Below are 26,425 nucleotides of genomic sequence, written 5' to 3' on the forward strand. Positions count from 1 at the left end.
ATACATCTGATGGTTAAATAAAAAATATAGTAAATTGGACGCCTTTGCGGGCGTCCTTTTTCGTTTATTTAGACGCAGAACCGCCCGGCTTTAATTCGCCTGTCTTAGTAATCGCTTTGATCATCCGTCTCACCTCCCCGCAGTAAAATCGTACCATACTAGCGCGTATTCTCGACGTTAAATAACGCAATCAACGTTTTATCCGGCGCTTTAGATTGACGATAGAAAACGTTTGGATTAAACGTGTATCGCTCCGGCTCGCTGCCGACCTTAACGCGAGCTATAACGTACTCGCTTCCGAATTTCATAGCCTTCAGACGACGACCAAGTGTATCCGGTACGACACCTATCGCGGCAGCTAGCCCGGCACGGCTGAACCAACGGATGGCTCTCGGATTGGATTCGTTCGGATTCTCGCAAAGCGCATTTGTATCGAAATGGATATACGGGAGCATGCGATAAATAAGGCCGATGTCGGTCGCTTTGACTTCGCTGTAAACCCGTTTAATCTTGGCGCTATATATTTTAACAACGTGAGGACTGCGGAAATTCCCCTTAAAATGATAACGTTCATTTACCGAATAGCCTTCGTCACTTTTTCGTATAATATCGTGCTGAACAGCCGCCGCAATGAAGTCATAGAATGTCTGTCGCTTTTTCGTAAGTTGAAGAACGTCCATCATGTCCGAAGTATCCATCGGCGTTTTATCGTGGCTTGACTTAATTAAAAGGCCGTCATAGTCAACGTAGCATTGCAGAAGCATTAAATAACCGCACTGAGCCGTTGTGAGAACATCATATACTTCGTTTATATTCGGCATCTCCGCATTGGTAAATTCGCGCCTGTCCTCCGTTTTGTTTAATTTCTGACGGAAGGCTGCGTCTTGATTGCGGTGTCTCAGCGAATAGATACCAGATAGGTCTTCGCCTGTGTTAACATCGATGATGCGCGGTTGATTTTGATTCATACATACGCCCCTTTTCGTATTTATCGCAAAACAAAAGACGCCTATTGAGCGTCTGACCTTACCGTTTTGATGCCGGTTGCTATATTTATGGTGAATTGTCCGCTAGACTTTCCGTTTACGAAATCGTTGTAACGTTTGCGAGCTGTTTTATTACGCGCTTTTGCGTGACGGTCCGCGAATAAGTTATCGTACGGTGATCGCGTGCGTCGTTTAGGTACTCCGCGATTAGTGCCGGTGATATCGTATTCTTCGGCCATCTTGTCGGACGCTTCGCCGGTCTTGCGCGTCTTTTCCATACGTTCGGACATGATCGGATATTCTTCGGCTGACATTTTATTGCGGCGTGTATCCGATAGTTCTTCGTATAATATTAAGTCTGACAGGCGTTCCAACGCGTTTGATGGTGGTGTATCATCGTATTTCGCGAGTAGATCGTTAACTGCTACGATACGTTCTTCGCGCTCTAAAGCGCCGGCTTTTGTGCGTTCGTATAGAGCCGTAATGGCTTCGTGTAGTTCTTCCTTCGTCAATTAGGCGCCCTCCCCGTAAAATTGTAAGAATACCAACGCAACTAGCGGCCAACATGTTCCCGTAGCGTAAATACCGAAGCCTATAAGCGCGATTAAACCGATATTAGTAAGTGCTACTGAGAACATTTCGAACACTCCTTCGTATACGCATTTAGCAAAATAGACAGTACCCGCGGCGAAATTCTCGGATGGTTCATAGTGTCATAGCACCAACGCAGGTAATCTCGTAATTGATCGATTTCTTTCTTCGTTAATTCATCCGGCATCAAACCGCCCCTTTCGTAGTTCCGTAACCTTCGCCGTGTGACGCCCAATAATAGTAGATATCGACGATCTTATTTACCGCAGCATTAATCGCATAATCTACGGCTTGCTGCGTAATTCCGAGCGCCGCGCCCGCCCGTGTTTGCGATAGGTCATCGAAATAGACTAGGCGCAGGGCCTCGTATTGCTTTCCGGTTAGCGACGCCAATTCGATGGCGCGGTTCAGGTCGATCAAGATATCGCAAGCAGCCATGTCGCCTAAGAAGCGCCGCTGTCTGAGCGTTGTATAATCGGCTAGTAGCGCTTTGACGCCGTCAGGTCTGTCGAGCTTGTACTGCGTTTCATATCGTAAATGCTGGTCGGGCTTGTTCGTCGATGCGCCCAATAAAACCGCCTCCTTCGTTTGCTTTCCGTTGGTATATCGTCTATAATCGTCTTATAAAATAAGCGAGGTGTATCCGAGTGGCCTTAGAATGGATTTCCGCGGTAAATAATACCGCCTACATAACGTTGGATAGTCAGAAGCGTATCTTCGTCAATAAAGGCGCGAAGGAGTTAATCGGTATCCCGCCGAATAGTCCCTTCCAACTAACGATTGGCTACGACGCAGAAGCTAAGTGCTTAGTCGCGGCCAAGCCGGAAATGGTAAGAGCCGACGTGAAGCCGTTCAAATTTAGTAAAGACGCCTATAGTTGGTCGGCAGCCCGTGTTTTACAACACGCCGGGCTAGACGATCAAGAACTTCCGTTGCGTTTCTTTTTGATCGGCGATGGCGAGGCATCTAAACAGCCGCATCTAGCCTATCCGAAAGGTACCTACGCGTTCTCTTTGAGCTGATCGGCCATAATTTCGTCCAGTCGCGCATATAGTTCGTCTAGCGTACCGTCATTTACAATCTCATAATCAACCTCGAAATCGTCGAGCGCCGTTTCTGTCGGATGACTTAAATCTTTTAGATTAAATACGTCACCCCTACGCCTAGCGCGCTTGGCTCGCGTAACAGAGTCTGCGGAGATTCGCAGAATTTTAAAGCCTTCCGCTTTTGCCCGTCTATATTCCGCTTCTTTCCGAATGTCCGTGATCAATATGCGGCTATCTCGGCAGCAGCGTAGATTTTCGTGATCTTCAATGCGGCGGAACAAATAATCGACCCATACGTCTTTAGCGCCAGGTACGCCTAATTCGGTGATTCCGTTAATGAAATCCCGCATAGGCTGGCGCTGTTTGGCGTCACCGTCTAATTCCGGAAACAACTCGCCAAAAACCGACTTACCTTTTGCGGAAAACGTGAACGGAAAGAATTCGTACATGGATACAAGATAATCGACGGCTACGTCTTTACCTGCGCCCAGCTTACCCGTGATTGCGAGTTTCATAGGCCGGCCTTCTTTAGGCTTACGTATACCTGCGCAAGCTCATTCGCAGTAAACGACAAGGCTTTCGGGCCGTCTGCCGCCACCTTTGCGAGCTGTTCGCCTAGACGGACTTTATCTTCGTGGAGGGCGTTAATTTCGGACTGCATACGTTCAAGCTCCGATTCATATTTATCTTCTAATTCCGAGATAACCGATTTAAGCACGTCTAATCCGTTACGGAGACTCGGTATATGACTTGGCCCCATTTCGTTCCATCCGAGGGCTTGCTCGAATCGGTCGTTTTTCCGTTTTAATTCCGCCACCTCTGCGCCTAGATTGGCAAGGACGGTGATGACGTCGGATTCTTGTGCCTCGGCAGCGTCTTGAACCGGAGTCAGGACAAGAAGCTGGTCGCTTTCTCCGTCGAAATAATCCTCACCGCCGCGTGCGTCTTCCAAATAACAAGAACCATCGTCATAACTGACGTCAATACCTTTCACCACGCTGATATGACCGATCGGCATGTCGTAGCTTTTAGTTACGATAATCTTTTCGCCTACTTCCGCCTTACGATCTTCTAAACGGTAGCGCTCCCCGTCAATGTGAACGATGTCGGTCGGTTCGAGTACGTGGTATTCACTGCGTACTATTAAGCCGCCTTTGTTATAATCAGGATCTGAAATGGCCTTATCGCTTTCTACAGCGCCTCCTACTGCACCCCACAGACGGTCCACAGTAAATACATCTCCTTCGGAATAACAATCTCTATCACTAGGCTTTTCCACAATTACGATCTTCTCGCCGACCCCCGCGTTCCTATCTACCGCAACATATTCGCGATCAACGCCGAGCTTTTCGTCCTTTAATACGTGCTTCATGTACAACCGCCTCCCTATTTCGTTATGATCTCCGCCTTTAACCGCTGACGTCCGAATAACTGCGCCTCGCCCACGCCCGCAACGTATAGATCGATATGACCTTCCGTGATTGCGCCGCCTCGATCCTCGCAAGTCCTGACGCCGATGCCTTCGATGTTTAGCCGAGTCCCGAACGCCATTGACGGCGGGCAAGCAATCGTATGGCCGGTCTTGGTGCGTGTGCCGCTTGCCGTGATGCCATAGTCGGGGTCGCCGGCTGACTTGCCCGTAGACTCGGCACCGTTTGTGTACGCAGTCACTTCGTATGTTTGCGCTAGTTTTGGCGCTTTCTGCTTGCGTTTAACTACGTGCTTCGTCGGCTTCTTAAGCGACTTTACTTCGCCTTCTAACGTCTTGATGCGCTGATTGGCTCGCTGTAAAGCCGCTTGATCGGCCGTTAAAATAGGCGCAGGTTTTTCCGTCGCTGGTTGCTGCGTACATAATAAGCCGCACGCGATCGTAAGTTCCGTTATTAATCCGATACAAACACCTCCAGGAAAGTCGAATATCAATAGGTAACGTAGGATACTAGAGCGTCTAGAAACGATTCATTTAATTCACGCATCCGATACATTATCCAATCTATACCTACACCTCTCCTATATAGTTTTAAAAATTTATAGAAATCATCATCCGATAGCTCCAATCGGTACTTGTTCGCACAATCTCTGACTTTTTCAAACTCCCATTGAGACTTACCGCCTGTTACGTATTCTTCCGCAATATGGTCGTACGGTATTACGTATTTCATCACGACACACCCTCGAAGAATTGCGCAGTCCATGGCTCGACTTCGACTACTTCTTGACGCAAGGCTTCGGCTAGGTCGGCAATTTCCGCCTGGGCGCCGTTACCCTTCCGTCTTTTAGCGTAGAAGTCTAATAGAGCGCGCAGGTTAACCTTCATTACGATATTAGTGGACGCGCCTTGCGGTAAGACGGCTCTTGCATCTTCGGCTGGAACGCCCATTTCGCGAAGATCGTCGTAAACGTCTTGTAGATATTCCATCGCATTACTGAACGCAATTTGCGGAGAATAAGTTTCGGTAGTATGACCGTTCTCCGGATCGAAGAAATCGTTGTTATCCTCGTAAGTACTGTTCGCAACCTTTTCCGGCACGACGTAATCGAACCCGCCCGATTTATTTCCGCTGCCCATCTTTACATACCGCTGTGATTGGACGCTGAAGCTAAAGCCTACGCGGTGACGTGTTAATTGCGCTAATAATGCGCGACTGACGCCTTCGATCGCGAAATTGAACGTTATTCCTTCTAAAGTAGACGTATGTTTCGACGCAACAATTTGCCTAATAAGCCTATCTGCGTCTGAACCGGGGTCGCCGTCCGATGCGGCTGATCCAAAATACTTGGCGCCCTCTTTAATCGCAATTTCAGACGGCTTATTTGCGCTATAACAAGTACGGATGGCAGTCAGCGCGAGAATCTTTCCGTCAGGGGCTTCGGCAAGTTGTTCGGATTCCTTCCGTAATTTCTCCTTGAATTTCGCGCTCAATTGCGTGTGAAACATTAGCTCGACGTTCATTTTGGTTTCCGCCATTTATTCGTCCTCCTCGTCATAGACTATTTCCTCATCAGATACGGCAGCGAAAGACCATTCGCGAGGAAAATCTTCGTTGAATAACCAATGATCGATTTCATGCGTCACACAATTTCCGTGAATTAATTCGTCTTTGTCGTAGATTACGTAACCTTCAATTTTAACTTTTCGCACCTCTCCGCCTCCTTTACAATTTCGCGCATCTTCTCAACCGTCGTTATTCGGAATGTCACTTCATCTTTTCCGTACATTTCGCAATAAACGACCCAATCACGAAATAAGTCGTTCATATAGGCAAGATCGCCTTTTCCGTAAAGTTTTCCGTTTAAGAAGCACGCGTAGATTTGCGTCATTTATTGGCCGCCTCCTTGACCGTCTTCGCAATCCTTCTATACTTCCGCTTTGCTTCGTTTCTACTAACGTTTTCGTAATATACGACCATTTCGGCGACGGCTCGTTCTAATGAATCGTATTCCTCTTCGTTTATCCATCCGAGGTTTACCCATAATCCGCTAACGTTTTTATTAGCCCAACGTAAGATCGTCTTGATCGGCGTTCTATAAACAAGTGCACGTAACGCAATGAAATCGACTGCGTATTCCGAAATCAGTTCGAAACGTTCGGTATGAACAAACGTCTTCCCGCTTTTTCTCGGTGGCAACTTCGTCATTTCCCGACCCCGCTACTCCCGAAGCCGCCCGAACCTCGCTCCGTATCTTCCAACGCATCCACAACCGTAAAGGTCGCCTGCTCTACCGGTTTGATGACCGCTTGGGCTATGCGATCTCCTTTGCGTAGTTTGTACGTCAATTTCGGATGATGACCGATCATGCGATCGATTTCTCTACTCACCGTAAGGGGTCCGTAATCATTCGGAACCGTTTCGTCCTTCTTTGCGATATTATCAACGATCACTCCAACCTCGCCTGCGTAGCCGCTATCTATCGTACCTAATTGAACGCGCAGCGGCGTCTTCAACGTAATGCCCGAACGCGGCCTGATCTGCATTTCGTAGCCTGGAGGAATCTCGAACGCCAAGCCCGTAGGCACTAACGCCGTCTCACCCGGTTCGATAATGACGTCTTCCGCCGCGTACAGATCGAAGCAGGCGTCCGTCGAGTGTGCGTATGTTGGCGTAGTTGCGTCGGCTGATAGCCGTTTAATATTTACGTTCATTGCGATTCCTCCTCTAACTTCCTGTAATAGTACATAGAGATTTCGCTTCGTTTAAAAACGAACGTCCGCTTTGTTTTGGCGCATTCAACTCTCACGTACTCACATTCGTGGAATGTTACGTCGAAATCAAAACTGTCTAAATCTCCGTCATTTAAGTGCGCCCAATAATCTAGGCCGTTCCTAGTTTCGATAGTTAACATGTTCATCTACTCGCCCTCCTTTTTAACAGCGCCCGTAAGTAAGGCCGCCGCAATAGTAACGAGGTAGATTATGGCCTCTACGATAGATGGTCGGAAACAGTCCAGCCACGTCGCGGTGCCGACTATCACTATTCCCGCTAGAATATAACGCATTTATTCGCCCTCCTTCGTGGGTTTACCGTCCTCAAACGGTAGCGTCATTACGTATAGTAAGAACGGCGCGCCCGCCGCCACGAACCACCAAAAGCCCGCAGCATGTGCGTACCAAAATGCCGGCACGATTGACGCCGCAATTAAAGCGCCTCGGTTAATCGTCTGTCGCATACGATCAGCTCCTTATTTTCGCTTTCACTTATACAGTCGCATGTGGGCGGCGGAAATCGGGACATTAATCGGCAGGAAAATATAAATATCCGACTACCTCATCGCTAATCATCGAAAAAGAAGTCCTCATCGCGAATTGCTTCAGCCGTCGCTTTCTTATATCCCGTGCCCTTCATCGAGAAGAAGTCTTGAGATTTCGTCTTCGTGCTCAACCCGTTTATCACAATCGGATTGACCGGCTCATCAGGAAAATGCGCATCAAAGCCGAGGTTCATAAGCGCCTTATTCGCGTTGTATCTGACGAAAGCCTTAACATCGTGTGCCAAACCGACCGCGCCGTACACATCGTCCGTATATGCGACCTCATTTTCGTATAGTTCCTTCAAAAGATCGACCGCCCATCTATGCATATCCGCCTTAACGCGATCCGGCTGCCGATTATAAATTTCCTGCGCCAACAGACCGACATAGACGCCATGTATCGCTTCGTCGCGAATAATAAGGTTGATAATCTCGCCGCTCTGCATCATGCGTCCCTGCCCGTAGAAATACAACGGATAATAAAAACCGCTATAGAATAGGAAACTTTCGAGGTACACCGAAGCCACCATCGCTTTGTACAACGAAATGTCGTCGCCTTCCTTAATACCGCGATAAAGGTCGGTGATCAGCTTCGCTTTGCGCTGCAAATAACGGTTCTCTTTAACCCACTCGAAGACGGCCGTAATAGTTTCCGAGGGCGCCAGCGTTAGAAAAATATTCGAATAGGACTTCGCATGGACTGCGTTCTCCATCATCGCCATGAAATTAAGAACGGCCTTGCGTTGGTGCCCGGCTACGTGCGCCATGATCGCAGGCATGCCGGTGTTTCCTTGTTCCGTATCTAGCAGCGTTAGGCCGGCGAGCACTTTCATATACGTATCGCGTTCGACAGGCTTCAGTTCGTGCCACGCAAGGAGGTCGCCATTTAGCGAAATCTCCTCCGGTAGCCAAAACTGCTTGACGTTCTGATCGTAGAACATGGCCGTGAAATTATCGTCTGATTGCGACCAGTTGGCCGCTGTAAATGTCGTCAATTATTCGTCCTCCTCGTCGCAATCCTACTTTTTGGCTAATTCAGAAACGAGCATCTCGAAAGCTCCTTTGTACTTTCTTAATGCCATAGATTCATCGTCTGATTTACGATATTTACAATTGATGTAATCCCGTTCTTCTTTAAGTTTAGTTAAGTCTTCTTCTAACGATTTAATCTTACAATCTGCGCATACATACGGTTCGTATACCTTCTCGGTCATGTAACTACCGCAGCCACTACATACAGCCGCTATGTCTGTCATTCTGCTTACCTCCTTTTTTCTTTCGGATATAATCTTTTTGCCATTCGAGAAGCTGAACGCCTAAATATCGTTCAATAAAATCGACTCTATCAATTCTGTCGACTCCACTCGCATTTGTATTATGGGCCAGACTAAACGCCGTTTTCCCTGCCCTACGGTTATTTGAGTTATACGAAAGTCTATAAGATGTATCTTCGGTTGAGTTTTCCGTCGTATTGCGATCTAAACGGCACATGATAAACACCCCTCCTGCGTCGTATCCTTCGTCCGCGCATAATAAAGCGTCTTGATTCCTTTGTGGTGCGCGTACAGGTCAATCCGATTCAGATCACGCGTCGTCATCGTATCTTTTAAGAACAACGTAAATGAGATACCTTGATCGACGTGCTGCTGAATTGTTGCGATCATATCGACGACCTTAAACATATCCATGTCGTACGCTTCCTTGTAGAAGAACCAGTTTTGCGGCGATAAGCCCGGCATTGGGTAGTACGTCTTCGAATTTCCGTAAGTCCGTTCCTCGATACGTTCCATAATCGGCATGACCGAAGCCGTTGCCGACTGAACATACGAAATAGATCCGTTAGGCGCAATCGCAAGTCTATAGGCGTGGTAGAGGCCGTGCAGATTTACGTTGTCGCGTAAGACTTCCCATTCGAGAGGCGTCGGAATAACGAGGTCTTTAAATAGCGCACGTACTTTATCCGTTTTTGGACGATAATCACCTTCGAAATACTTCTCGAAGTACTCCCCGCTTGCATACGTTGAACCCTCGTAACCTTCAAACGTCGTCCCCGTTTCCTGCGCCAATTCATTCGAGCGCACCAACGTCCAGTAATTGACCGTCGCGAAAAACACGTTAGCAAAGTCGCGTGCTTCTTCCGATTCGTAGGTGATGCCATTTTGCGCTAGATAGCCGTGCAGATTCATCGCGCCGAGTCCGATAGAACGCATCTCACGGTTAGCTTTTGCGACGGCCGGCGCGTTTTTGATATTCGTAGATTCTGAGACAACCGTAAGTGCATCGACGGCTAATTTGACGGCGTTCCCGATTGATCCACCCGCCATTACATTCGCGATATTAAGAGATCCGAGATTGCACGAAATGTCCAGGCCGATATCGTCCGGTTCGCCGTAGTCGGTGTATTCCGAGACGGTTGACGCTTGAAGCACCTCAGAACAGAGGTTCGAGAATTTAACGCGACTGATATGGTTCAGCGCATGTTCTCGGTTAACGTTGTCTTGAAACATCATGTACGGATATCCCGACTCGGAACGCAGTACGGCCATTTTTTCGAGCAACTGACGCGGATTAATACGTTCTTTGCGCACCGCCGGATTATTTACTAGTTCATCGTACATTGCACCGATATCCATCTCGTCAAGATGCGTGCCATACGCCTTATAGACCGTGTGCGGATAGAAAACGTAAGCCGGTCGGTCTTCTCGCGCTAGTTCGATGAATTTATCGGGAACAACGACGCCGATAGATAACGTTTTGACGCGGACGTCTTCATCTGCCGAGATTTTCTTCGTATCTAGGAAATCGTTTATGTCCGCGTGAAATACGTTTAGATACGCTGCGCCCGCACCTTGCCGCTGGCCCATCTGATCCGCATATCGGAACGCATTATCGAGCAACTTCATTACGCCAACTACACCTTTTGTCGCTCCGGCAACGTCCTTAATCGCCTCGCCTTTTGCGCGGATTTTTGAAAGATTAAGCGATACGCCTCCGCCTGACTTCGATAGCTGCATCGAAATGTCGATTGCGCGCGAGATATCGTTCAGCGAGTCGTTTACCTCGAGCAAGAAGCACGATACCATTTCGCCTCTACGTTTGCGTCCGGCGTTCAAAAACGTAGGCGTCGCCGGCTGATATTCCTGGCGGATCATTAGTTTTGCGAATTCGATCGCTTTTACGCCGTCACCTTTTCCGAAGTACAGCGCACAGCAAGCGATGCGGTCTTCATACCGTTCGAGAATCTTTTTACGGTCGTTCGTCTTCAGCGCGTAGTCATTGTAAAACTTGAATGCGCTCATGAACGAAGGGAATCGGAACTTGGCGGCATAGGCCGTTTTGTAGACCGCCTTTATTTCATCGAATGTATAAGCGTCTAGGAACTCCGTCTCGTAGTAATCGTTATCGCGTAGATAGTCGAGCTTTTCTTTTAAATCGTGGAAAAATACGGTGTTTTGATTTACGTAGTCTATAAAATAAGCACGGACAGCCTCTTCGTCTTTCTCGAATTGAAACCGCCCGTCTTTTTGAATCATAATTTCGTTATTTAACTCGATGTGTCGCTTCAAAGCGCCTTCACCCTTTCCGTGAATAATCTAACGTCCTCTTCCGTCCCAGCTAATTCGAACTTGCCGATCACCGGCACGTCGTAAAGCGTCGCAATAACGTCGGCAGCCGCGCCAAAGCCGTCTCCCCATGCACGATTTCCCGACGCCATTACCCCGATCATCCAATCGCCGTTATCCTTAAGCCATTCGCTTACCGTTGCGGGCGGCTGACCGAAGTCGTAAGTCGGCGTTACCAGCACGAACGGCTCCTCGATGACCCCGCCCGTCTTGACTTCACGTGCCTGACCGCCTAAGCCGGTCTTAGCGATGAACCGCCGTACGTTTCCCGTCAGCGAGTAGAAATATACGATCACGGCTGAACTCCGGTCGCGTACGCTAAAAGGACCGCGGTAGGAATGATTAGCAAAACGAGGCCAGCGATTTTCGTCGTGATTTCTTCGAACGTCTTCGCCTTTGTGCCGCCTACAAATATAATGAGAATCGCGAGGCTGAATAGTGCTACGTACGTAATCATTCGTCTTCACCTCCCGATTCATCTAACGAAGAAAGTTCGGCCTCAAGTGCAGCCACCTTTTCGCAGGCCCAATTTAGCTCACTTTCCCATTCTTCAATCTCGTTCTTTGCATTTTCGACATGATCGTACATTCCGAATAGCTCCGTCTCTATCTCTTCTCTCGTCCTCATCTGCGTCCACCTCTCCGTTCAATTTCCGCATTTAATTCCGCAATTCTAGCAGCCGTCCGATCACGTTCGATTTCCGTTTCGACTCGCTTCAGTTCAAGCCGGCTTAGTGCGTATTCATGGTCGCCTAAATCCGATTCGAGCCGCCGCTTCATGTCGAGTAAATTTGCGATAGGCGCAACGAAAATATCTCCGTATTCCATCGTCATTTACCTCCGATCGTGTCGAGAATTTCTTTGATTGCGTAGTATTCCGGGTTGACAACCGCTTTGATGCCTTCAGCTAATAACGGAAATCCCGCTATTACTGGCGTCCAAACTGTTAATATAGACGTAAAAGCTACGATCGCCCACGCTGCCGCATCGAATCTTTCTCGTAATCGCAGTGCGATAATCACGTAAGTAGCTGCGATTAGCAAAAGAAAGACTCCCGCAACTATATAGAAAATACCAGTTGCCACCGCCTGCTTAACGAGCACTCCGTAAACATGTTCCGCCACCACTCCGAGCTTTGCGGCTAATTTGTCGATGTAAGCCATCGCTTTATCCATTTGCGCCCGCCTCCTCTGACGCGATTTCAATTGCACGTTGAACCGCCAATCCGTTAAGCACATGCGTAAATTCAATAGCGTTCTTTTGGTCGCCTGTATATCGGTTGAATAATAGTCCTAGCGCTGCGTTTGCTGAGGTAAAGAAGGCCGTTAAGTCGACGTCCTCTAACTCCGCAATGTAATGATGTGAATCCTCGAAAAACAGCTCCTCTAATGCGCCTGCAATTTTGATTGCGTAATCTTTATGTTTATCCATCCGAATCACTCCATATCGATTTTATAGTCGGTCGTAATCGTGTTTTCCGGTAAGTAAAATTCGTACGTATTTAAGCCGGTGCTCTTGCCGTAGAAGAATCGTGCAATAGCCGATTTATACTGGACGTCATAAGTGAGAACGTAAGGCTTTTCGTATGTCCCTTCCTTCATCTTCGAATCTTCAACTGACGCTTTGCTGATCGTTTTAAATCCGGCTTTCTCCTCTACGAAATAAAAATACTGATTCTCGTCAACTGTTCCGGTTCCCAGTACGAAACTTCCACTCGCCTTAGCGTTATCTTTAATTGAGTAAATCTCCGTTTTATGCGGATCAACTGTTTCCGTTTCGAGAAAAAACGCTGGTATAGCTGCAAATACAAACACTACGGCGCCAATTAAAATTCCCATAAAAATACCAAGTAGAACATCGAAAAACTCAACGTATCCGTACGTATCCTTAATCACTACAATCGCGACAAATACAGCGACCAGTAGCGACAGTGTAATAATCCCCATTTATTTCGCCCCTTTCGGTTTCTCAATTACGCCTTCATGAACTAGATACGAAAGCCCAACCGCCACCGCATCCGATTCATCATCCGTACGAAACGTAAAGTCATCCGGTAACGCAAGCATACGCCTTACACCCGCCTCTACTTCGTCCTTTGTTGCGCTGCCTTTTCCGGTCACATCCCGCTTAACTGCGGTCGGCGGTATCTCTACATCGGCCTTGTATCCATATTTACCAAGCGCCATATCAATGACCGCCCATGCTCCGAACACTGTTTGCGTCGACCTCTTATTTCGCCCACCCGTGAAATGTTCGCGGACAACTACGTCAAATGGTCCGTATTCGTGTAGAACCATTGTCGTTGCAGCTTCGATGTAAGAGTATCGATGGCTATCCGGGGATTGGCTTGACGTGCTGACAGACGTTACGTGAACGAGATTGATACGCGGTCCTGACTTTAGGCGCTTAACTTCGAGGACTGCGAAGCCTGGATTCGTTGATATGTCTAGCGCAAGGATGCGGATAGGCTTGGCGGCGGTCAATTTACTACCTTCCAAGAATAGGCGGACCCCTTTTTCACTTCTTCTAAGGTAATTTCGCCGAGATCCACGCCTTTTAAGTACTTAAATAAATCGCTCATAAATATTTCGCGTCTGATACTCTGCGACTCATCTTCGATAACAAGTCCGGCACTTGATCGCGTAGAGAACCAATCGACGACTTTAAAATTTCCGATCTCTCGTTTTTTATCACGCTCAATCAATTCGAGATTAGTTCCGCAATGGTGACGTCTAAAATACGGGTTTTTAACTTCGATATCGCATCCGCTGCAATAATGAATCTTGATTTTCCCAGCCATCAAACCGCCTCCCCTTCTCGTACTCTCTCGATAAATGCGAGCGCCTCTGCGTACTGCTGCTTCGTACTTGCGTACATTCCCGATCTGCGAACCTGCGCTACTTTCTCGCGAATGGTTTGTAGTTCCTCGTCCGTCAGCGACTTAGCGATCGTAGTTTTATAGTTGTTGAACGTCCATGCTCCGAGATCAAGCGCCGGCGGCGTACCCGCATCGACCGCATTTCGGATATCTACGAATCTATCAAGAATCGCGTCAATGTCATGCGGTTTGATTTCGATACCGAACGCTCGGATGTCCGGTGATTTCTCGAACTCGCCTTCCGGATAGACCCACGATTTCTTTGACGCGTTGACGTAGAGAATGACGTAATAATCGACGCCGTACATTGGTCCGTAAGTCACGCATTGTGCTACGTGCTTTGCCTCCGGTTCTCGCATCGAATGTAGCGATGTCTTGGCGGCGGTCGTTTGCTTCGACTTGATTTCGAGGCCGACTCGTAAGATTTCGCCATCTGCCGTCACATAGCGTAGAATACCGTCGCAAGTTCCGTATAAGTAGAACGTCTGCCCGCCACGCTCGATCTTGTGATTGCGTTTAGCAAAGTCCTCAAATACCGGCGTTCCGTCCTCGTTGCGTTCGAAGTCAAAAGGACATACGCGGCCCGTCTTTTTGCCGAAGTGCTTCGCCATGAACAAAATATCGCGCTGGATCATGTCGCCGATCGCCGTTCCTAGACGCGTCCATCGTCCTTGATATGGCGGCTTGGCTTCGACGTCCTTTTTCGCGTTCAGCGCCTTGTGGTATAGTTCACGCGGACATGCGTTTGATGCCGACGGTGAGAAATACGGGCGCTTCGGAAATACGTTTGGCGCATTCGCGTACCATCGGTGAATATCTGCGTCTAGTTGGTTATCCCATGTCTCAGGCAGCGAGTGCCATTCGTTAAGATACGATACAAGTTCATCCGCGATTGATTGTGCAAATGATGGCTCAGAAGAACCGTCGTTACTAAGTAATTGAGCCGCTAATTTTCGTTTGTCTGCCGTCAATTAATCACGTCCCTTCATATTGCGTTCGATGATAGAACCGATCTTTAACGACATCGCTTCGTTATCCCTAAGCGCCTGGTAAATACGCAGAAGATCCGCTTTAGATAACGCAACCATCTGAACCTCCCAAACGATGGCGTGATTAGGAACGAATTTCATCGGTCTGTCCGGCGCGTCCATAACTACGTTCGCAAAGTCGTTATATTCATCGACTACCCGCGGTAAGTATCTACGGAAAATTTCAATCGTTGCTTCTACATCATTCAGCGCGCGGTGATGTCCGTCTAATGAAATTCCGTTTCGTTTAGTCACGTCCTTTAACGACGCTGATAACTCCGGCTCTACAAAACGCGCCATAGCTCTCGTACAATAAAAACGTTCCGGTTCGATGCCTCCGCGACTAATGAAAGAAAGATCAAACGGTGCGTCTTGCGAAACAACGACAGCGTCTCCGATGAAGGTTTTTAAGTCGTCTAACGCGTCCCACTCTTCCGGAGCGTCTTCGAGGTCTTCTTCTGTGATTCCGGTTAGTTTCGTAATAAATTCCGGTAGCTCACGGCCCTCTTCTAACGCGACCATCGTGTGGAATCGGTCTACTTCTTCGAATTCACGGAGCCGCCCGCCAAGTCGGATTTTAATTGCGCCGATTTCGATAATCTGATCCTTCTTATGATCGAGTCCCGTCGTTTCTAAATCGAGCACTACGTATGTTTGTGGTAACATTAAACCGCCCCTTTTCCTTGCCAGCCTCCGCCAACAATCCGTTTTTGATTTTCGTAGTCATCCGCGTTAGGGTAGTCATCGCGACTTACCTCACCGCTGAAGAATTCGTTGATCTTCAAACCCTCGCCCCATCTTCGACTTATCTCGATGTCCGTCTTATTCGGTATGTTTCCGAAAACGTACGTATTTACCATGACATCCTCGAAGTCTTTTACGTCTTGCTGCGTAAGTGTATCCGGCACTAATAAAAGCGCCTCGTCATGAACAACGCACCATAAGCGCCATTCTCCCCGTCCTTCAGCCGTCTTTCTATCACATAGCTCCTGAAGCGCAATCATGGTCGCCTTTGTTTGAATCGCGGCCGATCCTTGAACACGTGCATTCGTTGACTGCGTAAAAACTGCCGAGTAATGTCCTTTTGCGCCCCGATCTTTTGCGTCAGGCAATCGTCGCTTCCGCTGTAGATGATCCATCCAAACGAATCCGTGTTTTTTCACGAACGCCTGGTTCGATTCGACCCATTCCTTTACGACCGGAAATCTCTCGAAGAAGCTATCGAGGAACTTTTGCGCCTCATGCTTTTCTACCCCGATCGCGTCCTTTAACATGTTCGCTCCGCCTCCGTAAGCAACCGCAAGCATAATTACCTTCGACTGTTTACGATAGACCGAACCATCTCCGCATTCTTCGATTGGCTTGCCGAATACTTCTGCCGCGATAGATGCGTATAAATCGTCACCGCGGAAATAGTTATCGACTAACTTCGGATCTTGCGTAAAGTACGCCAGGCATCGGTACTCTTGTTGGCTCCAGTCACCGCCAAGTATTGCGTAGCCTTTAGGTGCAACGAATAACTTTCGAGCTTTTTTCGGCTGGTTCTGAAGGTTAACGCCTGTGCCGCCGGAACTGAAACGCCCCGTCTTCGCTCCATTCGGATTGAAGTTCGTGTACAGCTTGCCAGTCTTTTGATCGATTAGATCCGGCAATGCGTTGATATACGTTGAATAAAGCTTAAAGCTGTCTTTATATTCGAGTAGCTTCTTAACTACCGGATACTTTTTCGCGAGTGGTTTAAGTACCTTCTTCGCATCGGTTGACGCTAGTGATTCGCCAGTCACCCGTTCAAGGGCCGGCTTTAGCTGCGCCGGAGAGTTTATGTTGACATCGCCTAATTCTGCGATTAATTCATCGTATAAACGGTCTAAGCCGTCCTTTAATTCGCGACCATATTCCTCGGCGTATTCTAAATCAATATCGAAGCCGGTCGTCTCCATCTGCTGAACTACGCCAATCAACGGAACTTCTACCGTTTCGTAATAACGCAGCACTTCCGGCATCTTTGCGAGGTGTGCTCGTTGGAAATTCCGCAGTTTAAGCGTCACGTCACCGTCTTTAGCCGCATAGGCAAGCGCAATATCTAAGTCGTCTACTTCGTCAAAGCCGACCTTACCGAATAGGTCACCGTAAGTGCTCGAATCGATGCGTAGGTATTTTGTGACGAGATTCTTTAGCGCAAATGACGGTTCGTTTTCGTTTAGTAGTCGCATAGCTTCCTGCGTATCCCACGTAAGTCCGCGCAGTTTAATATCTTCGCGATCAAGCATATGAATATCGAACTTAGCGTTGTGGGCGAGTTTACCGACAGTTGGATCTTCGTAGAATGGTCGTAGCGCTTCGTTTACTAGGTCTCGGCTTAATTGCGGTCGATCAGTTTTATGTCTCGTTGGAATATAGGCATGTACGTCCGCTTTGATCGCCGTGATCACATGGCCGACAATGTAATCGTTCCACACGTCTACACCGGTCGTCTCTACGTCAAATACGATTTCTTCTTCGTTTTTGAGCAGCGCGACAAATTCTGCGAGCCTCTTTTCATCCGTTATTAACCAGTAATTATCCGGCGTTTCCTCGACCATCTTGCGTAGCTTTTCTTCTCGGACCTGCGCTTGCACCGTTTTCCAAAGACGCAGCGCTTCCGCCTTACTGAATTTCTTCGGCTTGCCCGCCTTATTAACACAGTCAGAAGGATCGCGCGCCAAGCCTCCGTCCTCCATAGCCGCCTTGACTTCGTCTAATTTCTGCCGGTCTGAATCGCTAAGTTTGCTTGCGTAGATGCGACGCCATGCATCCTCGATTGGCTCGACGGCGTGGGCCGCTTGCTTACGTTTAGCAACTTCGACCGCCGGCGCCGCCTTGCCCGCATTTACGTTTAGTTTTAACGGCTTGATTTCCACGTCGCGTCCTCCCTCCCGTTTAAAATTCGATGGTGTCCATCCACTTCCGTCTATGAGCCGTCTCATTATCCGAATAAAACTCCGACCAGCAGTCGCCGTCGCAACAATACACTTCGTAAAGTGAGTCGTAAACGGCGGACTGGCCTTCGTTAATGTGCGCTTGGCAGGCGGCGCATTTAGCTGCGATCAAAACGTGCCTCGACCGGAGTGATTAGCGTTAGTCTCGATCTAGGTAAGTAGTATTCTTCTAGAGCACCTCCGTCGTCTATCGCGCCGATTTTCGGGCCTCTATAACATTCTGAATCTACGATAACTTCTCCGATACCCTCATTCATAAATAAAACCGGATCATCATACGCAACAATATCGCCGACTTTATACTCGTCAACTTTGCGCCCGATCTTCGCCCATTTCGCTTCGTTAGATCGTTTTACTTCCGCTTCTTTGGCGGCTGCTACTTCGTCTTCGGCTGCGTGAACCAGCCGTCTCTCGTACATCCATATTGACGTTTTTGCACGTTCACCACTTAGGACATCGCAGTAGAACGGAACAGAAGATTCGTCATCTATCGAAATTTTGACGATATCGCCTTTAGCAAGTCCGGGATAATCACTACTATCGATCACTTTCGCATAATCGCCGACTTTTAGGCGTGTAGACTTCTTGCGGAATAGTGCGTACCCGTCGCTATAGTAACTATCTTTTTCATCGATATCGTCAACTATTACGGGGTCCTCAGCGCTAATATCGATAGATAAATAAAACGAACCTTCTGTCGTATCACACCAACTGTCGTCCGTAATTAAAACGATATCGCCGAGCTTAGCGTCGCCCTCAACACGTTCATACTCCGCACCTTCATACGCTACTTTCGTGATTTCGCCGCCTACCATATCGAGCGTCTTTACGCCTTTTAATGCCGCCATCGTTTCGTCCTCCTTTGATTGGCCGTCCGACCCGGTAAGGTCAAACCGCCTCCGCTTCGTTTTCTAGGGCCGCCAAGTAAGCGCGGTCTAAGTTCAGTTTGAGTTCGTGCCATGCCCGGACGCCTTCGTTCTTACGCGGCATCCAATAGTCCGTAATATTGCGACATTCGAACATATACGCTTTAGTCTCGTTGTCTTCGATCAGCACGCCGATAAAATAATCCGTATCAGATTTCGTATAAGCCTGACCGGTGTTCTTGCGTCCGCTGACCGTTAAGCAGCCGCGGCTGTCCCGACGGTCACGAATCGTCTTGACCTGAATACGTTTGATTGCGCCCGTGATCGGCTCGACCGCGAGAATATCATACGGCTCTTCGGTTTCCGGCTTACTAACGCCTGACCAGCCGGCCGCCATTAAGGCAGCGCGTGCGATCAGTTCGGCGAATTTGCCGATCGTTTCTTCTTTGTGCGCCATACTCAGTCCTCCTCCGGAACATGTTCAGAAATAATAGTGCCGATGTTATCCGCAATAGCTGACGTACAAACTCCAATTCGATCAATACCGTCTATCGTTGACTCGCTGTAATTCCATTCGAGGTTATGGTAAACTACATCACTATCGATCTCGGCGAGGGCGGCGGATAGCACGATCAACTCCGCCAGCGAAACTTCTACGGTGACCTTTTTCGATAAATCTAACGTCTGCGCTTCCGTTTTAATTTCTCGCATCTATTCGTCCTCCTTAAAATTCGAAGTTTTCTTCGGCTGGTAGTTCGTCGTCTGCTGCGCTGCCGTCAAGCGATTCGCCGATCAGCGCTAAGTTAAAGCCGGCCGCGACAAGGTTTTCGAGCATTTCCTTTTCGTCCGCTTCGTAAATTAATCCGTCAAATAAAGACATATCGAATCCTTTACCGTCTTGATCCGCAAAATGCTTGCGCTCCGCTTCCGTCAGGTCTTCTTCCATATCGATAAGGGGCGTTAATGAAACGACTGTGTTCGTACCTGAACCGGACTTCTCCAACTCAAACGCGATGCGGCCGAGTTTCTTTTCCTGCTTTTTAATGACCGCGTGAACCGTCGTAGCCTGCGTTTTAGAAAGGTCGACGATGATCGGCTGGCCCGTTTCGAGGTTAATAAAACCGAGCGCATATCGTTCTTTGACGCGATATTTAGCCGCTTCTTGTTTAGCCGCCTCTTCCGCTTTGGCATCGCCTCGATCAGCCGCCGCTTTCTTTTGGTCTTGGTAATACTTCCACGCGCGATCCCATGACGTCAGATTCGACTCCGGAAAGCCGTTTTTGTTCAGCGTGCTAGGATTAGCCGCCGAGAACGAATTTACTTTCTTATAGATTCCGTATGAAAAGAAGCGAATTAGATCGAAAGCACTCATAACGCGTACCTTATAAACCGTTCCCGTCTTAAAGCTCGCAAACTCGGCGCTGCTACCTCCGCCGCCTCCTTCATTTGTTGCGTTCAATGCGTTTAGAGCGTCAGCTCCGCTAGTGTACTTTGTCATCCGATTACCTCCGTTAATTTGTTTTAGGGTTTGACCCTCGCAAAACACCGGTATCTGCGCCCGAGACGCCACCAGCGCACGGCATAGCGACGCGACAGTTTTACTTAACGACCGCCCCGGTATTCTCCGAGCGTCGGCGGTCACTCGCCGCCTTTAGTCCGTCTTTCTTCGCGTACAAGCGACCAGCACATGCCGCCGATAATGATAGTCGCGATGCTGCCGACGAATGCGAAATACATTAGGAAGTCGTCAAACATACGCAGCCACTCCTCTCGCATAGCGTGTTACCTTGCGCTTGATTTCGAGTGATTCGGTAGGCAGTTCATCGATGCGCATTTGAACGGCATTAATTCGGGCTTGTAGCGCCATTTTTTTGGCTTTCGAACGTGTACGTTTGAGTTCTTCGTCTAGCCAGCGTAATTCTTCGTCTAATTCAGCCGAAAATGATTCGTATTGACTAATCGTTTCAGTTGCGTTTTTCTTTATGACTTCATAAGCGTCGATAAGTAAGCGCTTGGCGATTGAACCGGCGTTATCTTTTTCCTTATAAACGGTAATAACGACGTTTGTATCTACCGCAAAATGAATAACTACGCCTTTACTCGCGTACATACGAGCCTCTTTTCCGGATTCATCTACGGTGATTCCGAGATACTGAGCGTGTTCCATTTTCTGCGCGATCCAATTACGTGCGGCATATTGATTGTCGATGCCGAATCGCTCTCTAAATCGTTTCTTCGCGTGATGGGTTATGGTTATTTCGGAAGGTATCATCCGACGCGCACCGCCTTAATGGTCGCAGGACGATAAAAGTCAGCCGGATCATCTTCGCGGTTCAATGAACCTTCGTAGAGCAATTCCGTTAATTTTTGGATGTTTACTACGGGTGGGAAATCGTTTGTAGGTTGTTTCATAATACGTTAGTCTCCTTTTCGATTAGGTTAAACGTACTAGACGGAGGGTTGTTCGCATAGTGTTCGCTTGAAATTCGCTTGGCAAGCGATTATCATTAAAGTACGTAGCGAAGCCCTCGTGCCTAGATACGTGATTATGCTGTTAATTCGCGTTGACAGTGTAGTTGAAACCGACGGATAAACTTTCGATGCGTTTCGGAATTTCCACCAAAGCGTTGCGCCAACAACGCGGAAATCTCTGTCGTATTCGTAAAGCCATCGGTCCAACATTCGAGTATTACCTTTTTACGAAGGTCGTTCTGCGCCAACAGAGCGATCTTTTCTTTTGCCATCAAACCGTCATCGATAGTCGCCAAACTGTCGTGAGGTTCCCACGAGACATTGCCGTCGTCTCGCATTCCTTCTATAGATAAAGCCGCTTCTCTCTTCGTTTGCTTCAAGTACTTATTCCGTTCCCTTACGATAATGCGCTGGATCAGCGCTTTCTTATCGCGACCATTGCCTTCGTATCGTTCCAGCCAGTAGCCTATCGAAAGTAAGGTCCGCTGCTCGAACGATGTTTCGTCGGGAACTAAGTGTGCGATTCGTTGCGATTCTCTTTGTACATACGGAATCGCTCCGTAATCTGCGGCCAGTTGTAGTCTATTAAATTTTTGTTTATCCAAGTTTTTCTCCTCCCGTCCCTTTCACTTATACAGTCGCATGTGGTCCGTATGAATCGGGACATTTGATTTAAAGTTTTTTATAATTTTTCTTCCATGACCATATAGTACCAAAAACAACTATGTATTTTTTGAAAGTTGAAAAACTAAATAAACATTTTGATTTTAAACTATGTTCGTTTTTAAACAAAAAAAAAGAAGCCTAATGGCCTCGTTATCCTCCTGGTCGAATGTCTGCTGTTTTGTAAGGTTGATCGGCTTCTAGCGCCCCTTCTGTCCCTTTGTTAAGCTGTACAGTTGACACCGCGATTACTGAAATCAATAAAACACTCAATAAAATCTTCTTCAAAATAAAGCATCCCCTTTTTCGTGTAGTTGTAGTTTGAAAATGTATCAATTAGGTACGTAGGTACCCCAGCGTCTTTGAAATCTCTCATTACCAACGCTGAAAAGAAAAAGTCTGAATTGAAAAGGAATTGACGATGGCATTCGAATAACCCTTCGACACTACCTGTTTTATATTTTTCGAGGTATATGTAAAAGTCGTCTTTTCTCTCTTCGTATATCACCTCCTTTAATTGAGCTAATAATGCCGAAAGTTTATCCGAGTCTTTCCTATTAACATACGCTTCGGCAAGAAGGAAGTTGTTTTTTGCGTTTGTGATAACGAATTCAACACCTGTTTTATAAGCGTATTTATAACTCTCTTCGAACAAAGACATTGCGTCCCGCTTACCTTTCGACATAGCGATCATCCCTAAAATATAATTCGCGTCAGAAACTGATTTATTAGAGATGTTTCCATTCTTTATTATGGTTGCGTAGTGCTTTGCTGCACTTAGATTATTCAATCGTAAGAATACAGGCGACATCAACTCAGCATAGCGATGAACGTAGCACTCTTTAATGAAAAGTTTCTTTTTGTCGCCTAGCGATTTGATGCTATCGCCGATTGAAGGTGCTTTGTCTAGGATTGAATGAATTTCACCTTTTCCATAATAACCATAACACATATAAATAGAAGATAATATTCGCAATTCTTTATGCCTGTTTTTTGAGAAGAAGCTCATTTCCTCTATCATACTGTCAATACTAATTTCCGCATTGATGTACTTCAATATAGTTCGGTAAATCTGCACATGATCTTCTAGACCGAAAGTCTTCGCATGAGTATTGATTAGTTCTGTTAATAAATCTGTATTCCTTGTGACTGCTGCGTACTCCATCATTTGTTTTAAGTAGTCATTATTATCAGTCTTTTGAATCGACAAACACCATTCGGTAATTTTTTTATTGGAGTTATTCGGAAATAGGAAATGTGCGAGGATTACAAGTGACCTAAAACTAATTGTCCCATTGTTCCGGAAGTGTGTCATGGTTGATTTATCTGCTCGAATGATTTTTGCGATCTCTTTATACTTCAAATCACTATCTTCAATCAAACTACATAATTCTCGTCTAATCGATTCCAAAAGCTCTGACCCCCTTCATTGTTCCTTGTCTTTTTATATAAGTTGAGTATAATTGAAGTATACTATATATGTTCGCGTACGTAAACATATATTTTTAATATTTTCCATAAATTATTGGAGGTGTCTGAATTGGTTGATTTCTCCCCGCTCTTTGACACTTTGAAAGAGCAAGGTAAATCCAAAAGTTATTTGCGTAATTTTATGTCGTCGTCTACTCAGGCTAAAATTACAAAAGAGCCTGCGATGAACGGCGCTAACTTAGAGTTCCGCGTAATAGAACGTATTTGCCTCGAATTGGACGTGCCTATTGAACAGGTTGTCCGAATTCTTCCAAATCCGCCCGAATGACCATTTAATCGGCGCGCTTATGTGGTATAATTTCCTTCGTAAAGCACGTGTCATTTTGCTTTGCGGAGGTGTTTATATCGCAGTATTCGGTCGTATCTTGCCGGATAAAGGATCTGTGTTATAAACGTGGTTATACTCTTATTCAACTCGCAGAAATGGTCGGAGTCTCAAAAACGCAGCTTTCCGATTATATAGCGCTTAGAAACGTACCTAACGTTGAAATGGCGTATTCTATTGCGCGCTGCCTCGACTGCCCGGTCGAAGACTTATATAATTGGCGTCCTTTATCCGGTAGCAACACGGAGGGTTAAGACAACCTCCGCCGACCGAAAGTTCGGATATTCCCGAACCTCACGTTAATACTTACCGCCTCCGCACGATCAACAACTCGCTTAAGAGCGTCCTCACCTTCCGCTATTAATAATTCATTTGCGTCTTTGTACTTCGTTATATAACCGTGCGCAAGCCTGACTTTGCCGCGCATCTTTAGCTCGACCTCCTTCCGCAATTTCTCACCGGCTTCGTCGTTGTCAGATACTACTATTAAATATTCGATCGGTGACTGCGCAATTATGTCCGCCTTTCGGTCGGAAAATTTACTTCCGCCTGTCGCAATGCCGCAAAATCCTGCCGTACTCCACGATTGCGCATCGATTTCAGCCTCGGCTAGAACCGCTACTTTGGCGTGATTAGCATAAACGGTGTCTATGCCGTAGATTAATTCACGGATCGGCCATCCGCCCTTTGCGTACCAAAACGCTTTATTGCGTGTTGATCGGTACTTCACGTTTGCCAGGCGTTTATCGGGCATCCGCCACGGTATCATCACCGTTTGTCCGACCAAGCCTACGCCTGCTTTGCGCTGGACTTCTTCGCTTATGCCGCGATTAGACAGATACTCATTCGGACCGATTTTAACCTCGTCCAGTAAAGTCTCGGCTAATGGACGTCTAGGCTCAACGATTTTTAAACGAGGAACACGGAGTTTTAGGCGTGTTTCACCTTCGCCCGTACCGTAAGTCTCGGCGAGGTAATAAGCCGTCTCTTCCTCGGTTTCTTCGCGCAGAAACGCAAGCAGTTTAATGAAGCCACCACGTTCGCCTGTGCCGCTGTCTCCGAAATAGCCGGCCTTTGCGGTCGGAGTGTCTTCGTAGTAAACGTAAAAACTAGGAGTCCGATCGTCGCGAAAAGGACTTGCCGCCGTTAAACGGTCAGCGTGCCAAGTCGGCCTATCCCATTCGAATCGCTCTAATTCTTCGCGTATGTCGACGTCCGTAGGTACGCCATTGATCGTAATGATCGACATGTATATACGAGCCCCTTTCGTTATAGTACACTAAACCAATCGACATTGTAGTCGTAATTTGTCGAAAAGATTCAGAATTTTGCAGTGTAATTCATGGTAGGCATTCCATTTTTTAGAATCCAAAAGCCGCTAAATCCGTTTCCTCGGCCGCTACTTGTTTAATTAAGCCGACTTGCGGCAAATAAACGATCTCTACGACTTCATCTTCGCCGCCATCGCGTCCCTTATTTACGCCCACCAAGCCCCGACCTTCTCTTGCGTTCGTATCAACCGGAATTAATACCGCAGCATCTTCTAGTAAGGACGAGGTTTTCTTGACGTCCTTACGCTTCGGCAACTTGATCTCGCGATTTCCTAAGTCGTCTTCAGTCGCGTCATCTTCTCCAGCTTGGGTAATTGCGAAAATGACAACGTCCATCGTTCCGGCTAAACGGCGCATCTTTTTGGACGTATCAGCAGCAGCGCCGCCGGTCGTTTTATTCGAGTTTGATTCGTAATCGAGGTAGTAGAACGGATCGATCATAACTACGTCTGCCTTCGTCTGCTCAATATCTGCTTTGAGGTCTTTTAGCGAACGAGAATCGAAGTCTTTGTCATCTACGGCACGAACCGTAATATCCCCGTCGATTATCGTATTTAACGTTTCGATAAATTCCATAAAGCCCGCCTCGAACTCTTCCGATAACTTGCCTTGGCGAACGTCCCTCGAATCAAAGCCAGCTTCCATTTGCTGCCCATCGATTTCGGTTAAAGCAACGCCTTGATCGCCGGAAAGCGATACGTAGATACGTACAAGGACCTCGAACCATCCCATCTCCATCGACCATATAAGCACGTTAGCGCCTTGTATTGCGCAATGAATGACTTCTTCGAGTGTGATCGCCGACTTACCTCTCCCTGACTTTCCGTACACAACGTACATGTTCGAACTGACGTATCCGCCGATCGCTTTGTTAAGCGCCGGAAACTTACTGTTCCAAATGCGGAAAGACTCGCCAGCCTTGCGTTTTTCGTATTCGGCTTTGAACTTATCGACGTCTGTCACGACGTTTGTCCCCACCGTTTTGCGAACGCTTGTTCTTATTGTACTCTCTTCCGCTACGGTTTTCAACCAATCAAAAAATTCCTGCGGGTTTCCGTTTTCTTGGGCGCGATTAAACCGCTCGGATAATTCGGATTCAGCCGTCTTGGCGAAATCGTTAAAAGCTGCCGCTCCTTTTGTTTTCTGCGCCAGGTACTCGAACGTTGCGTCGATGCTGAATTCCGGCTGGAATGTCGGTACCTCGGTCGCTACCATCTCGGCGGTAGGCGCTTGGTTGCCGTTCTTTTCCGCGTAGGCACTAATATAATCGAAGGCCGCCCGTTCGCCGTCCGTTTGGAAATCCTTACGTGTCAAGCCGTAGCGCAATAAAGCCGAAGGATCGTTAGCTTCGATTACTTTCGATAGTAGAGAAGATCCGAAACTCATCGGCGATCAGCTC

The 26,425-nt window shown here is 47.4% G+C and carries 39 protein-coding genes; 3 read left to right on the forward strand and 36 right to left on the reverse strand.

Annotation, left to right across the window (positions count from 1 at the left end):
• Positions 1 to 158 precede the first annotated feature (158 nt).
• The 3 genes from ACN6NB_RS16075 to ACN6NB_RS16085 form a co-directional block, all read right to left on the reverse strand.
• A complete protein-coding gene (locus ACN6NB_RS16075; protein ID WP_474253455.1) occupies positions 159 to 968 on the reverse strand; it encodes a hypothetical protein in 810 nt (269 codons plus the stop codon).
• A 41-nt stretch (positions 969 to 1,009) separates the two neighbouring features.
• Positions 1,010 to 1,498, reverse strand: a complete 489-nt coding sequence (locus tag ACN6NB_RS16080) for a hypothetical protein (RefSeq protein WP_474253456.1) — start codon at positions 1,496 to 1,498, stop codon at positions 1,010 to 1,012.
• Positions 1,499 to 1,763: 265 nt separating this feature from the next.
• On the reverse strand, positions 1,764 to 2,147 hold the full coding sequence (locus ACN6NB_RS16085; RefSeq protein ID WP_474253457.1) for a sigma factor-like helix-turn-helix DNA-binding protein: 384 nt from the start codon (positions 2,145 to 2,147) through the stop codon (positions 1,764 to 1,766).
• 77 nt (positions 2,148 to 2,224) lie between these two features.
• Between ACN6NB_RS16085 and ACN6NB_RS16090 the strand changes: the two genes are divergently transcribed.
• Positions 2,225 to 2,599: a hypothetical protein gene (locus tag ACN6NB_RS16090; protein ID WP_341084561.1), complete on the forward strand. Its 375-nt coding sequence runs from the start codon at positions 2,225 to 2,227 to the stop codon at positions 2,597 to 2,599.
• On the opposite strand, the gene ACN6NB_RS16095 is transcribed toward ACN6NB_RS16090, so the two are convergent.
• The 31 genes from ACN6NB_RS16095 to ACN6NB_RS16245 all read right to left on the reverse strand — a co-directional run bounded on the left by ACN6NB_RS16095 (position 2,578) and on the right by ACN6NB_RS16245 (position 23,290).
• Entirely contained in the window at positions 2,578 to 3,138 is a 561-nt protein-coding gene (locus tag ACN6NB_RS16095; protein ID WP_474253458.1) for a nucleoside/nucleotide kinase family protein, read from the reverse strand. The two genes, ACN6NB_RS16090 and ACN6NB_RS16095, sit on opposite strands and share 22 nt — an antisense overlap.
• Positions 3,135 to 3,995 carry a hypothetical protein gene (locus tag ACN6NB_RS16100; RefSeq protein ID WP_474253459.1) on the reverse strand — a complete coding sequence of 287 codons (861 nt, stop codon included), beginning with the start codon at positions 3,993 to 3,995 and terminating at the stop codon, positions 3,135 to 3,137. Before ACN6NB_RS16100 ends, ACN6NB_RS16095 begins: the two co-directional genes overlap by 4 nt.
• Before the next feature lie 14 nt (positions 3,996 to 4,009).
• On the reverse strand, positions 4,010 to 4,294 hold the full coding sequence (locus ACN6NB_RS16105) for a 3D domain-containing protein (RefSeq protein WP_474253550.1): 285 nt from the start codon (positions 4,292 to 4,294) through the stop codon (positions 4,010 to 4,012).
• A gap of 490 nt (positions 4,295 to 4,784) precedes the next feature.
• Positions 4,785 to 5,591 (reverse strand): FAD-dependent thymidylate synthase, encoded by an 807-nt coding sequence (thyX, locus tag ACN6NB_RS16110; protein WP_474253460.1) that lies wholly within the window; start codon positions 5,589 to 5,591, stop codon positions 4,785 to 4,787.
• A 143-nt stretch (positions 5,592 to 5,734) separates the two neighbouring features.
• A complete protein-coding gene (locus tag ACN6NB_RS16115; RefSeq protein WP_474253461.1) occupies positions 5,735 to 5,944 on the reverse strand; it encodes a hypothetical protein in 210 nt (69 codons plus the stop codon).
• Positions 5,941 to 6,261: a hypothetical protein gene (locus ACN6NB_RS16120; protein ID WP_474253462.1), complete on the reverse strand. Its 321-nt coding sequence runs from the start codon at positions 6,259 to 6,261 to the stop codon at positions 5,941 to 5,943. Before ACN6NB_RS16120 ends, ACN6NB_RS16115 begins: the two co-directional genes overlap by 4 nt.
• Positions 6,258 to 6,767 carry a dUTP diphosphatase gene (locus ACN6NB_RS16125; RefSeq protein ID WP_474253463.1) on the reverse strand — a complete coding sequence of 170 codons (510 nt, stop codon included), beginning with the start codon at positions 6,765 to 6,767 and terminating at the stop codon, positions 6,258 to 6,260. The genes ACN6NB_RS16120 and ACN6NB_RS16125 overlap by 4 nt, the downstream gene beginning before the upstream one ends.
• A 628-nt stretch (positions 6,768 to 7,395) precedes the next feature.
• Positions 7,396 to 8,367: a class 1b ribonucleoside-diphosphate reductase subunit beta gene (nrdF, locus tag ACN6NB_RS16130; RefSeq protein WP_474253464.1), complete on the reverse strand. Its 972-nt coding sequence runs from the start codon at positions 8,365 to 8,367 to the stop codon at positions 7,396 to 7,398.
• A gap of 24 nt (positions 8,368 to 8,391) precedes the next feature.
• Positions 8,392 to 8,628 (reverse strand): hypothetical protein, encoded by a 237-nt coding sequence (locus ACN6NB_RS16135; RefSeq protein WP_254965467.1) that lies wholly within the window; start codon positions 8,626 to 8,628, stop codon positions 8,392 to 8,394.
• Positions 8,603 to 8,863, reverse strand: coding sequence for a hypothetical protein (locus ACN6NB_RS16140; protein ID WP_254965465.1), 261 nt, complete (start codon positions 8,861 to 8,863; stop codon positions 8,603 to 8,605). The genes ACN6NB_RS16135 and ACN6NB_RS16140 overlap by 26 nt, the downstream gene beginning before the upstream one ends.
• A complete protein-coding gene (gene nrdE / locus ACN6NB_RS16145; protein ID WP_474253465.1) occupies positions 8,851 to 10,938 on the reverse strand; it encodes a class 1b ribonucleoside-diphosphate reductase subunit alpha in 2,088 nt (695 codons plus the stop codon). Before nrdE ends, ACN6NB_RS16140 begins: the two co-directional genes overlap by 13 nt.
• A complete protein-coding gene (nrdI, locus tag ACN6NB_RS16150; RefSeq protein WP_474253466.1) occupies positions 10,935 to 11,291 on the reverse strand; it encodes a class Ib ribonucleoside-diphosphate reductase assembly flavoprotein NrdI in 357 nt (118 codons plus the stop codon). Before nrdI ends, nrdE begins: the two co-directional genes overlap by 4 nt.
• Entirely contained in the window at positions 11,288 to 11,452 is a 165-nt protein-coding gene (locus ACN6NB_RS16155; protein ID WP_165783676.1) for a hypothetical protein, read from the reverse strand. The genes nrdI and ACN6NB_RS16155 overlap by 4 nt, the downstream gene beginning before the upstream one ends.
• Entirely contained in the window at positions 11,449 to 11,622 is a 174-nt protein-coding gene (locus tag ACN6NB_RS16160) for a hypothetical protein (RefSeq protein WP_474253467.1), read from the reverse strand. The genes ACN6NB_RS16155 and ACN6NB_RS16160 overlap by 4 nt, the downstream gene beginning before the upstream one ends.
• On the reverse strand, positions 11,619 to 11,822 hold the full coding sequence (locus ACN6NB_RS16165) for a hypothetical protein (RefSeq protein ID WP_474253468.1): 204 nt from the start codon (positions 11,820 to 11,822) through the stop codon (positions 11,619 to 11,621). The genes ACN6NB_RS16160 and ACN6NB_RS16165 overlap by 4 nt, the downstream gene beginning before the upstream one ends.
• A 2-nt stretch (positions 11,823 to 11,824) precedes the next feature.
• On the reverse strand, positions 11,825 to 12,169 hold the full coding sequence (locus ACN6NB_RS16170; RefSeq protein ID WP_474253469.1) for a hypothetical protein: 345 nt from the start codon (positions 12,167 to 12,169) through the stop codon (positions 11,825 to 11,827).
• On the reverse strand, positions 12,162 to 12,425 hold the full coding sequence (locus ACN6NB_RS16175) for a hypothetical protein (protein ID WP_474253470.1): 264 nt from the start codon (positions 12,423 to 12,425) through the stop codon (positions 12,162 to 12,164). Before ACN6NB_RS16175 ends, ACN6NB_RS16170 begins: the two co-directional genes overlap by 8 nt.
• Positions 12,426 to 12,430: 5 nt before the next feature.
• A complete protein-coding gene (locus ACN6NB_RS16180; protein ID WP_474253471.1) occupies positions 12,431 to 12,940 on the reverse strand; it encodes a hypothetical protein in 510 nt (169 codons plus the stop codon).
• Entirely contained in the window at positions 12,941 to 13,492 is a 552-nt protein-coding gene (locus ACN6NB_RS16185) for a crossover junction endodeoxyribonuclease RuvC (protein ID WP_474253472.1), read from the reverse strand. It abuts the gene before it with no gap.
• Complete coding sequence (locus tag ACN6NB_RS16190; RefSeq protein WP_268475191.1) at positions 13,474 to 13,794, reverse strand: hypothetical protein; 321 nt, start codon at positions 13,792 to 13,794, stop codon at positions 13,474 to 13,476. The genes ACN6NB_RS16185 and ACN6NB_RS16190 overlap by 19 nt, the downstream gene beginning before the upstream one ends.
• Positions 13,794 to 14,843 carry a hypothetical protein gene (locus ACN6NB_RS16195; RefSeq protein WP_135226345.1) on the reverse strand — a complete coding sequence of 350 codons (1,050 nt, stop codon included), beginning with the start codon at positions 14,841 to 14,843 and terminating at the stop codon, positions 13,794 to 13,796. Before ACN6NB_RS16195 ends, ACN6NB_RS16190 begins: the two co-directional genes overlap by 1 nt.
• The gene (locus ACN6NB_RS16200; RefSeq protein WP_474253473.1) at positions 14,844 to 15,566 is read right to left on the reverse strand and encodes a 3'-5' exonuclease; all 723 of its coding nucleotides are present in this window, start codon (positions 15,564 to 15,566) and stop codon (positions 14,844 to 14,846) included. It lies immediately after the preceding gene.
• On the reverse strand, positions 15,566 to 17,800 hold the full coding sequence (locus ACN6NB_RS16205) for a DNA polymerase (protein ID WP_474253474.1): 2,235 nt from the start codon (positions 17,798 to 17,800) through the stop codon (positions 15,566 to 15,568). The genes ACN6NB_RS16200 and ACN6NB_RS16205 overlap by 1 nt, the downstream gene beginning before the upstream one ends.
• A gap of 176 nt (positions 17,801 to 17,976) precedes the next feature.
• Complete coding sequence (locus ACN6NB_RS16210) at positions 17,977 to 18,726, reverse strand: hypothetical protein (RefSeq protein WP_474253475.1); 750 nt, start codon at positions 18,724 to 18,726, stop codon at positions 17,977 to 17,979.
• A gap of 40 nt (positions 18,727 to 18,766) precedes the next feature.
• A complete protein-coding gene (locus ACN6NB_RS16215) occupies positions 18,767 to 19,201 on the reverse strand; it encodes a group I intron-associated PD-(D/E)XK endonuclease (RefSeq protein ID WP_474253476.1) in 435 nt (144 codons plus the stop codon).
• A 2-nt stretch (positions 19,202 to 19,203) separates the two neighbouring features.
• Positions 19,204 to 19,455: a hypothetical protein gene (locus ACN6NB_RS16220; RefSeq protein ID WP_390272990.1), complete on the reverse strand. Its 252-nt coding sequence runs from the start codon at positions 19,453 to 19,455 to the stop codon at positions 19,204 to 19,206.
• A 13-nt stretch (positions 19,456 to 19,468) separates the two neighbouring features.
• On the reverse strand, positions 19,469 to 20,242 hold the full coding sequence (locus ACN6NB_RS16225; RefSeq protein ID WP_474253477.1) for a hypothetical protein: 774 nt from the start codon (positions 20,240 to 20,242) through the stop codon (positions 19,469 to 19,471).
• Positions 20,243 to 20,491: 249 nt separating this feature from the next.
• On the reverse strand, positions 20,492 to 20,854 hold the full coding sequence (locus ACN6NB_RS16230) for a hypothetical protein (protein ID WP_474253478.1): 363 nt from the start codon (positions 20,852 to 20,854) through the stop codon (positions 20,492 to 20,494).
• A 158-nt stretch (positions 20,855 to 21,012) separates the two neighbouring features.
• Positions 21,013 to 21,156: a hypothetical protein gene (locus tag ACN6NB_RS16235; RefSeq protein WP_327822560.1), complete on the reverse strand. Its 144-nt coding sequence runs from the start codon at positions 21,154 to 21,156 to the stop codon at positions 21,013 to 21,015.
• A 134-nt stretch (positions 21,157 to 21,290) separates the two neighbouring features.
• Entirely contained in the window at positions 21,291 to 21,821 is a 531-nt protein-coding gene (locus ACN6NB_RS16240; RefSeq protein WP_474253479.1) for a hypothetical protein, read from the reverse strand.
• A gap of 281 nt (positions 21,822 to 22,102) precedes the next feature.
• Positions 22,103 to 23,290, reverse strand: coding sequence for an AimR family lysis-lysogeny pheromone receptor (locus ACN6NB_RS16245; protein ID WP_474253480.1), 1,188 nt, complete (start codon positions 23,288 to 23,290; stop codon positions 22,103 to 22,105).
• Positions 23,291 to 23,597: 307 nt separating this feature from the next.
• Between ACN6NB_RS16245 and ACN6NB_RS16250 the strand changes: the two genes are divergently transcribed.
• Positions 23,598 to 23,762: a hypothetical protein gene (locus ACN6NB_RS16250; protein ID WP_474253556.1), complete on the forward strand. Its 165-nt coding sequence runs from the start codon at positions 23,598 to 23,600 to the stop codon at positions 23,760 to 23,762.
• Positions 23,707 to 23,949: a helix-turn-helix domain-containing protein gene (locus ACN6NB_RS16255; RefSeq protein ID WP_474253481.1), complete on the forward strand. Its 243-nt coding sequence runs from the start codon at positions 23,707 to 23,709 to the stop codon at positions 23,947 to 23,949. The genes ACN6NB_RS16250 and ACN6NB_RS16255 overlap by 56 nt, the downstream gene beginning before the upstream one ends.
• On the opposite strand, the gene ACN6NB_RS16260 is transcribed toward ACN6NB_RS16255, so the two are convergent.
• Complete coding sequence (locus ACN6NB_RS16260) at positions 23,946 to 24,944, reverse strand: toprim domain-containing protein (protein ID WP_474253482.1); 999 nt, start codon at positions 24,942 to 24,944, stop codon at positions 23,946 to 23,948. The two genes, ACN6NB_RS16255 and ACN6NB_RS16260, sit on opposite strands and share 4 nt — an antisense overlap.
• A gap of 112 nt (positions 24,945 to 25,056) precedes the next feature.
• Positions 25,057 to 26,412, reverse strand: a complete 1,356-nt coding sequence (locus ACN6NB_RS16265; RefSeq protein WP_474253483.1) for a DnaB-like helicase C-terminal domain-containing protein — start codon at positions 26,410 to 26,412, stop codon at positions 25,057 to 25,059.
• Positions 26,413 to 26,425 lie beyond the last annotated feature (13 nt).

It is taken from the genome of Bacillus sp. 11B20 (assembly GCF_056098985.1).

Coding starts and splice junctions, on each gene's coding strand:
- ACN6NB_RS16075 (WP_474253455.1), bottom strand. CDS start 968: ATGAATCAAAATCAACCGCGCATCATCGATGTTAACACAGGCGAAGAC.
- ACN6NB_RS16095 (WP_474253458.1), bottom strand. CDS start 3,138: ATGAAACTCGCAATCACGGGTAAGCTGGGCGCAGGTAAAGACGTAGCC.
- ACN6NB_RS16100 (WP_474253459.1), bottom strand. CDS start 3,995: ATGAAGCACGTATTAAAGGACGAAAAGCTCGGCGTTGATCGCGAATAT.
- thyX (WP_474253460.1), bottom strand. CDS start 5,591: ATGGCGGAAACCAAAATGAACGTCGAGCTAATGTTTCACACGCAATTG.
- ACN6NB_RS16115 (WP_474253461.1), bottom strand. CDS start 5,944: ATGACGCAAATCTACGCGTGCTTCTTAAACGGAAAACTTTACGGAAAA.
- ACN6NB_RS16120 (WP_474253462.1), bottom strand. CDS start 6,261: ATGACGAAGTTGCCACCGAGAAAAAGCGGGAAGACGTTTGTTCATACC.
- ACN6NB_RS16125 (WP_474253463.1), bottom strand. CDS start 6,767: ATGAACGTAAATATTAAACGGCTATCAGCCGACGCAACTACGCCAACA.
- ACN6NB_RS16135 (WP_254965467.1), bottom strand. CDS start 8,628: ATGACAGACATAGCGGCTGTATGTAGTGGCTGCGGTAGTTACATGACC.
- ACN6NB_RS16140 (WP_254965465.1), bottom strand. CDS start 8,863: ATGTGCCGTTTAGATCGCAATACGACGGAAAACTCAACCGAAGATACA.
- ACN6NB_RS16155 (WP_165783676.1), bottom strand. CDS start 11,452: ATGATTACGTACGTAGCACTATTCAGCCTCGCGATTCTCATTATATTT.
- ACN6NB_RS16160 (WP_474253467.1), bottom strand. CDS start 11,622: ATGAGGACGAGAGAAGAGATAGAGACGGAGCTATTCGGAATGTACGAT.
- ACN6NB_RS16165 (WP_474253468.1), bottom strand. CDS start 11,822: ATGGAATACGGAGATATTTTCGTTGCGCCTATCGCAAATTTACTCGAC.
- ACN6NB_RS16170 (WP_474253469.1), bottom strand. CDS start 12,169: ATGGATAAAGCGATGGCTTACATCGACAAATTAGCCGCAAAGCTCGGA.
- ACN6NB_RS16175 (WP_474253470.1), bottom strand. CDS start 12,425: ATGGATAAACATAAAGATTACGCAATCAAAATTGCAGGCGCATTAGAG.
- ACN6NB_RS16180 (WP_474253471.1), bottom strand. CDS start 12,940: ATGGGGATTATTACACTGTCGCTACTGGTCGCTGTATTTGTCGCGATT.
- ACN6NB_RS16190 (WP_268475191.1), bottom strand. CDS start 13,794: ATGGCTGGGAAAATCAAGATTCATTATTGCAGCGGATGCGATATCGAA.
- ACN6NB_RS16200 (WP_474253473.1), bottom strand. CDS start 15,566: ATGTTACCACAAACATACGTAGTGCTCGATTTAGAAACGACGGGACTC.
- ACN6NB_RS16210 (WP_474253475.1), bottom strand. CDS start 18,726: ATGGCGGCATTAAAAGGCGTAAAGACGCTCGATATGGTAGGCGGCGAA.
- ACN6NB_RS16215 (WP_474253476.1), bottom strand. CDS start 19,201: ATGGCGCACAAAGAAGAAACGATCGGCAAATTCGCCGAACTGATCGCA.
- ACN6NB_RS16220 (WP_390272990.1), bottom strand. CDS start 19,455: ATGCGAGAAATTAAAACGGAAGCGCAGACGTTAGATTTATCGAAAAAG.
- ACN6NB_RS16225 (WP_474253477.1), bottom strand. CDS start 20,242: ATGACAAAGTACACTAGCGGAGCTGACGCTCTAAACGCATTGAACGCA.
- ACN6NB_RS16230 (WP_474253478.1), bottom strand. CDS start 20,854: ATGTACGCGAGTAAAGGCGTAGTTATTCATTTTGCGGTAGATACAAAC.
- ACN6NB_RS16235 (WP_327822560.1), bottom strand. CDS start 21,156: ATGAAACAACCTACAAACGATTTCCCACCCGTAGTAAACATCCAAAAA.
- ACN6NB_RS16260 (WP_474253482.1), bottom strand. CDS start 24,944: ATGTCGATCATTACGATCAATGGCGTACCTACGGACGTCGACATACGC.
- ACN6NB_RS16265 (WP_474253483.1), bottom strand. CDS start 26,412: ATGAGTTTCGGATCTTCTCTACTATCGAAAGTAATCGAAGCTAACGAT.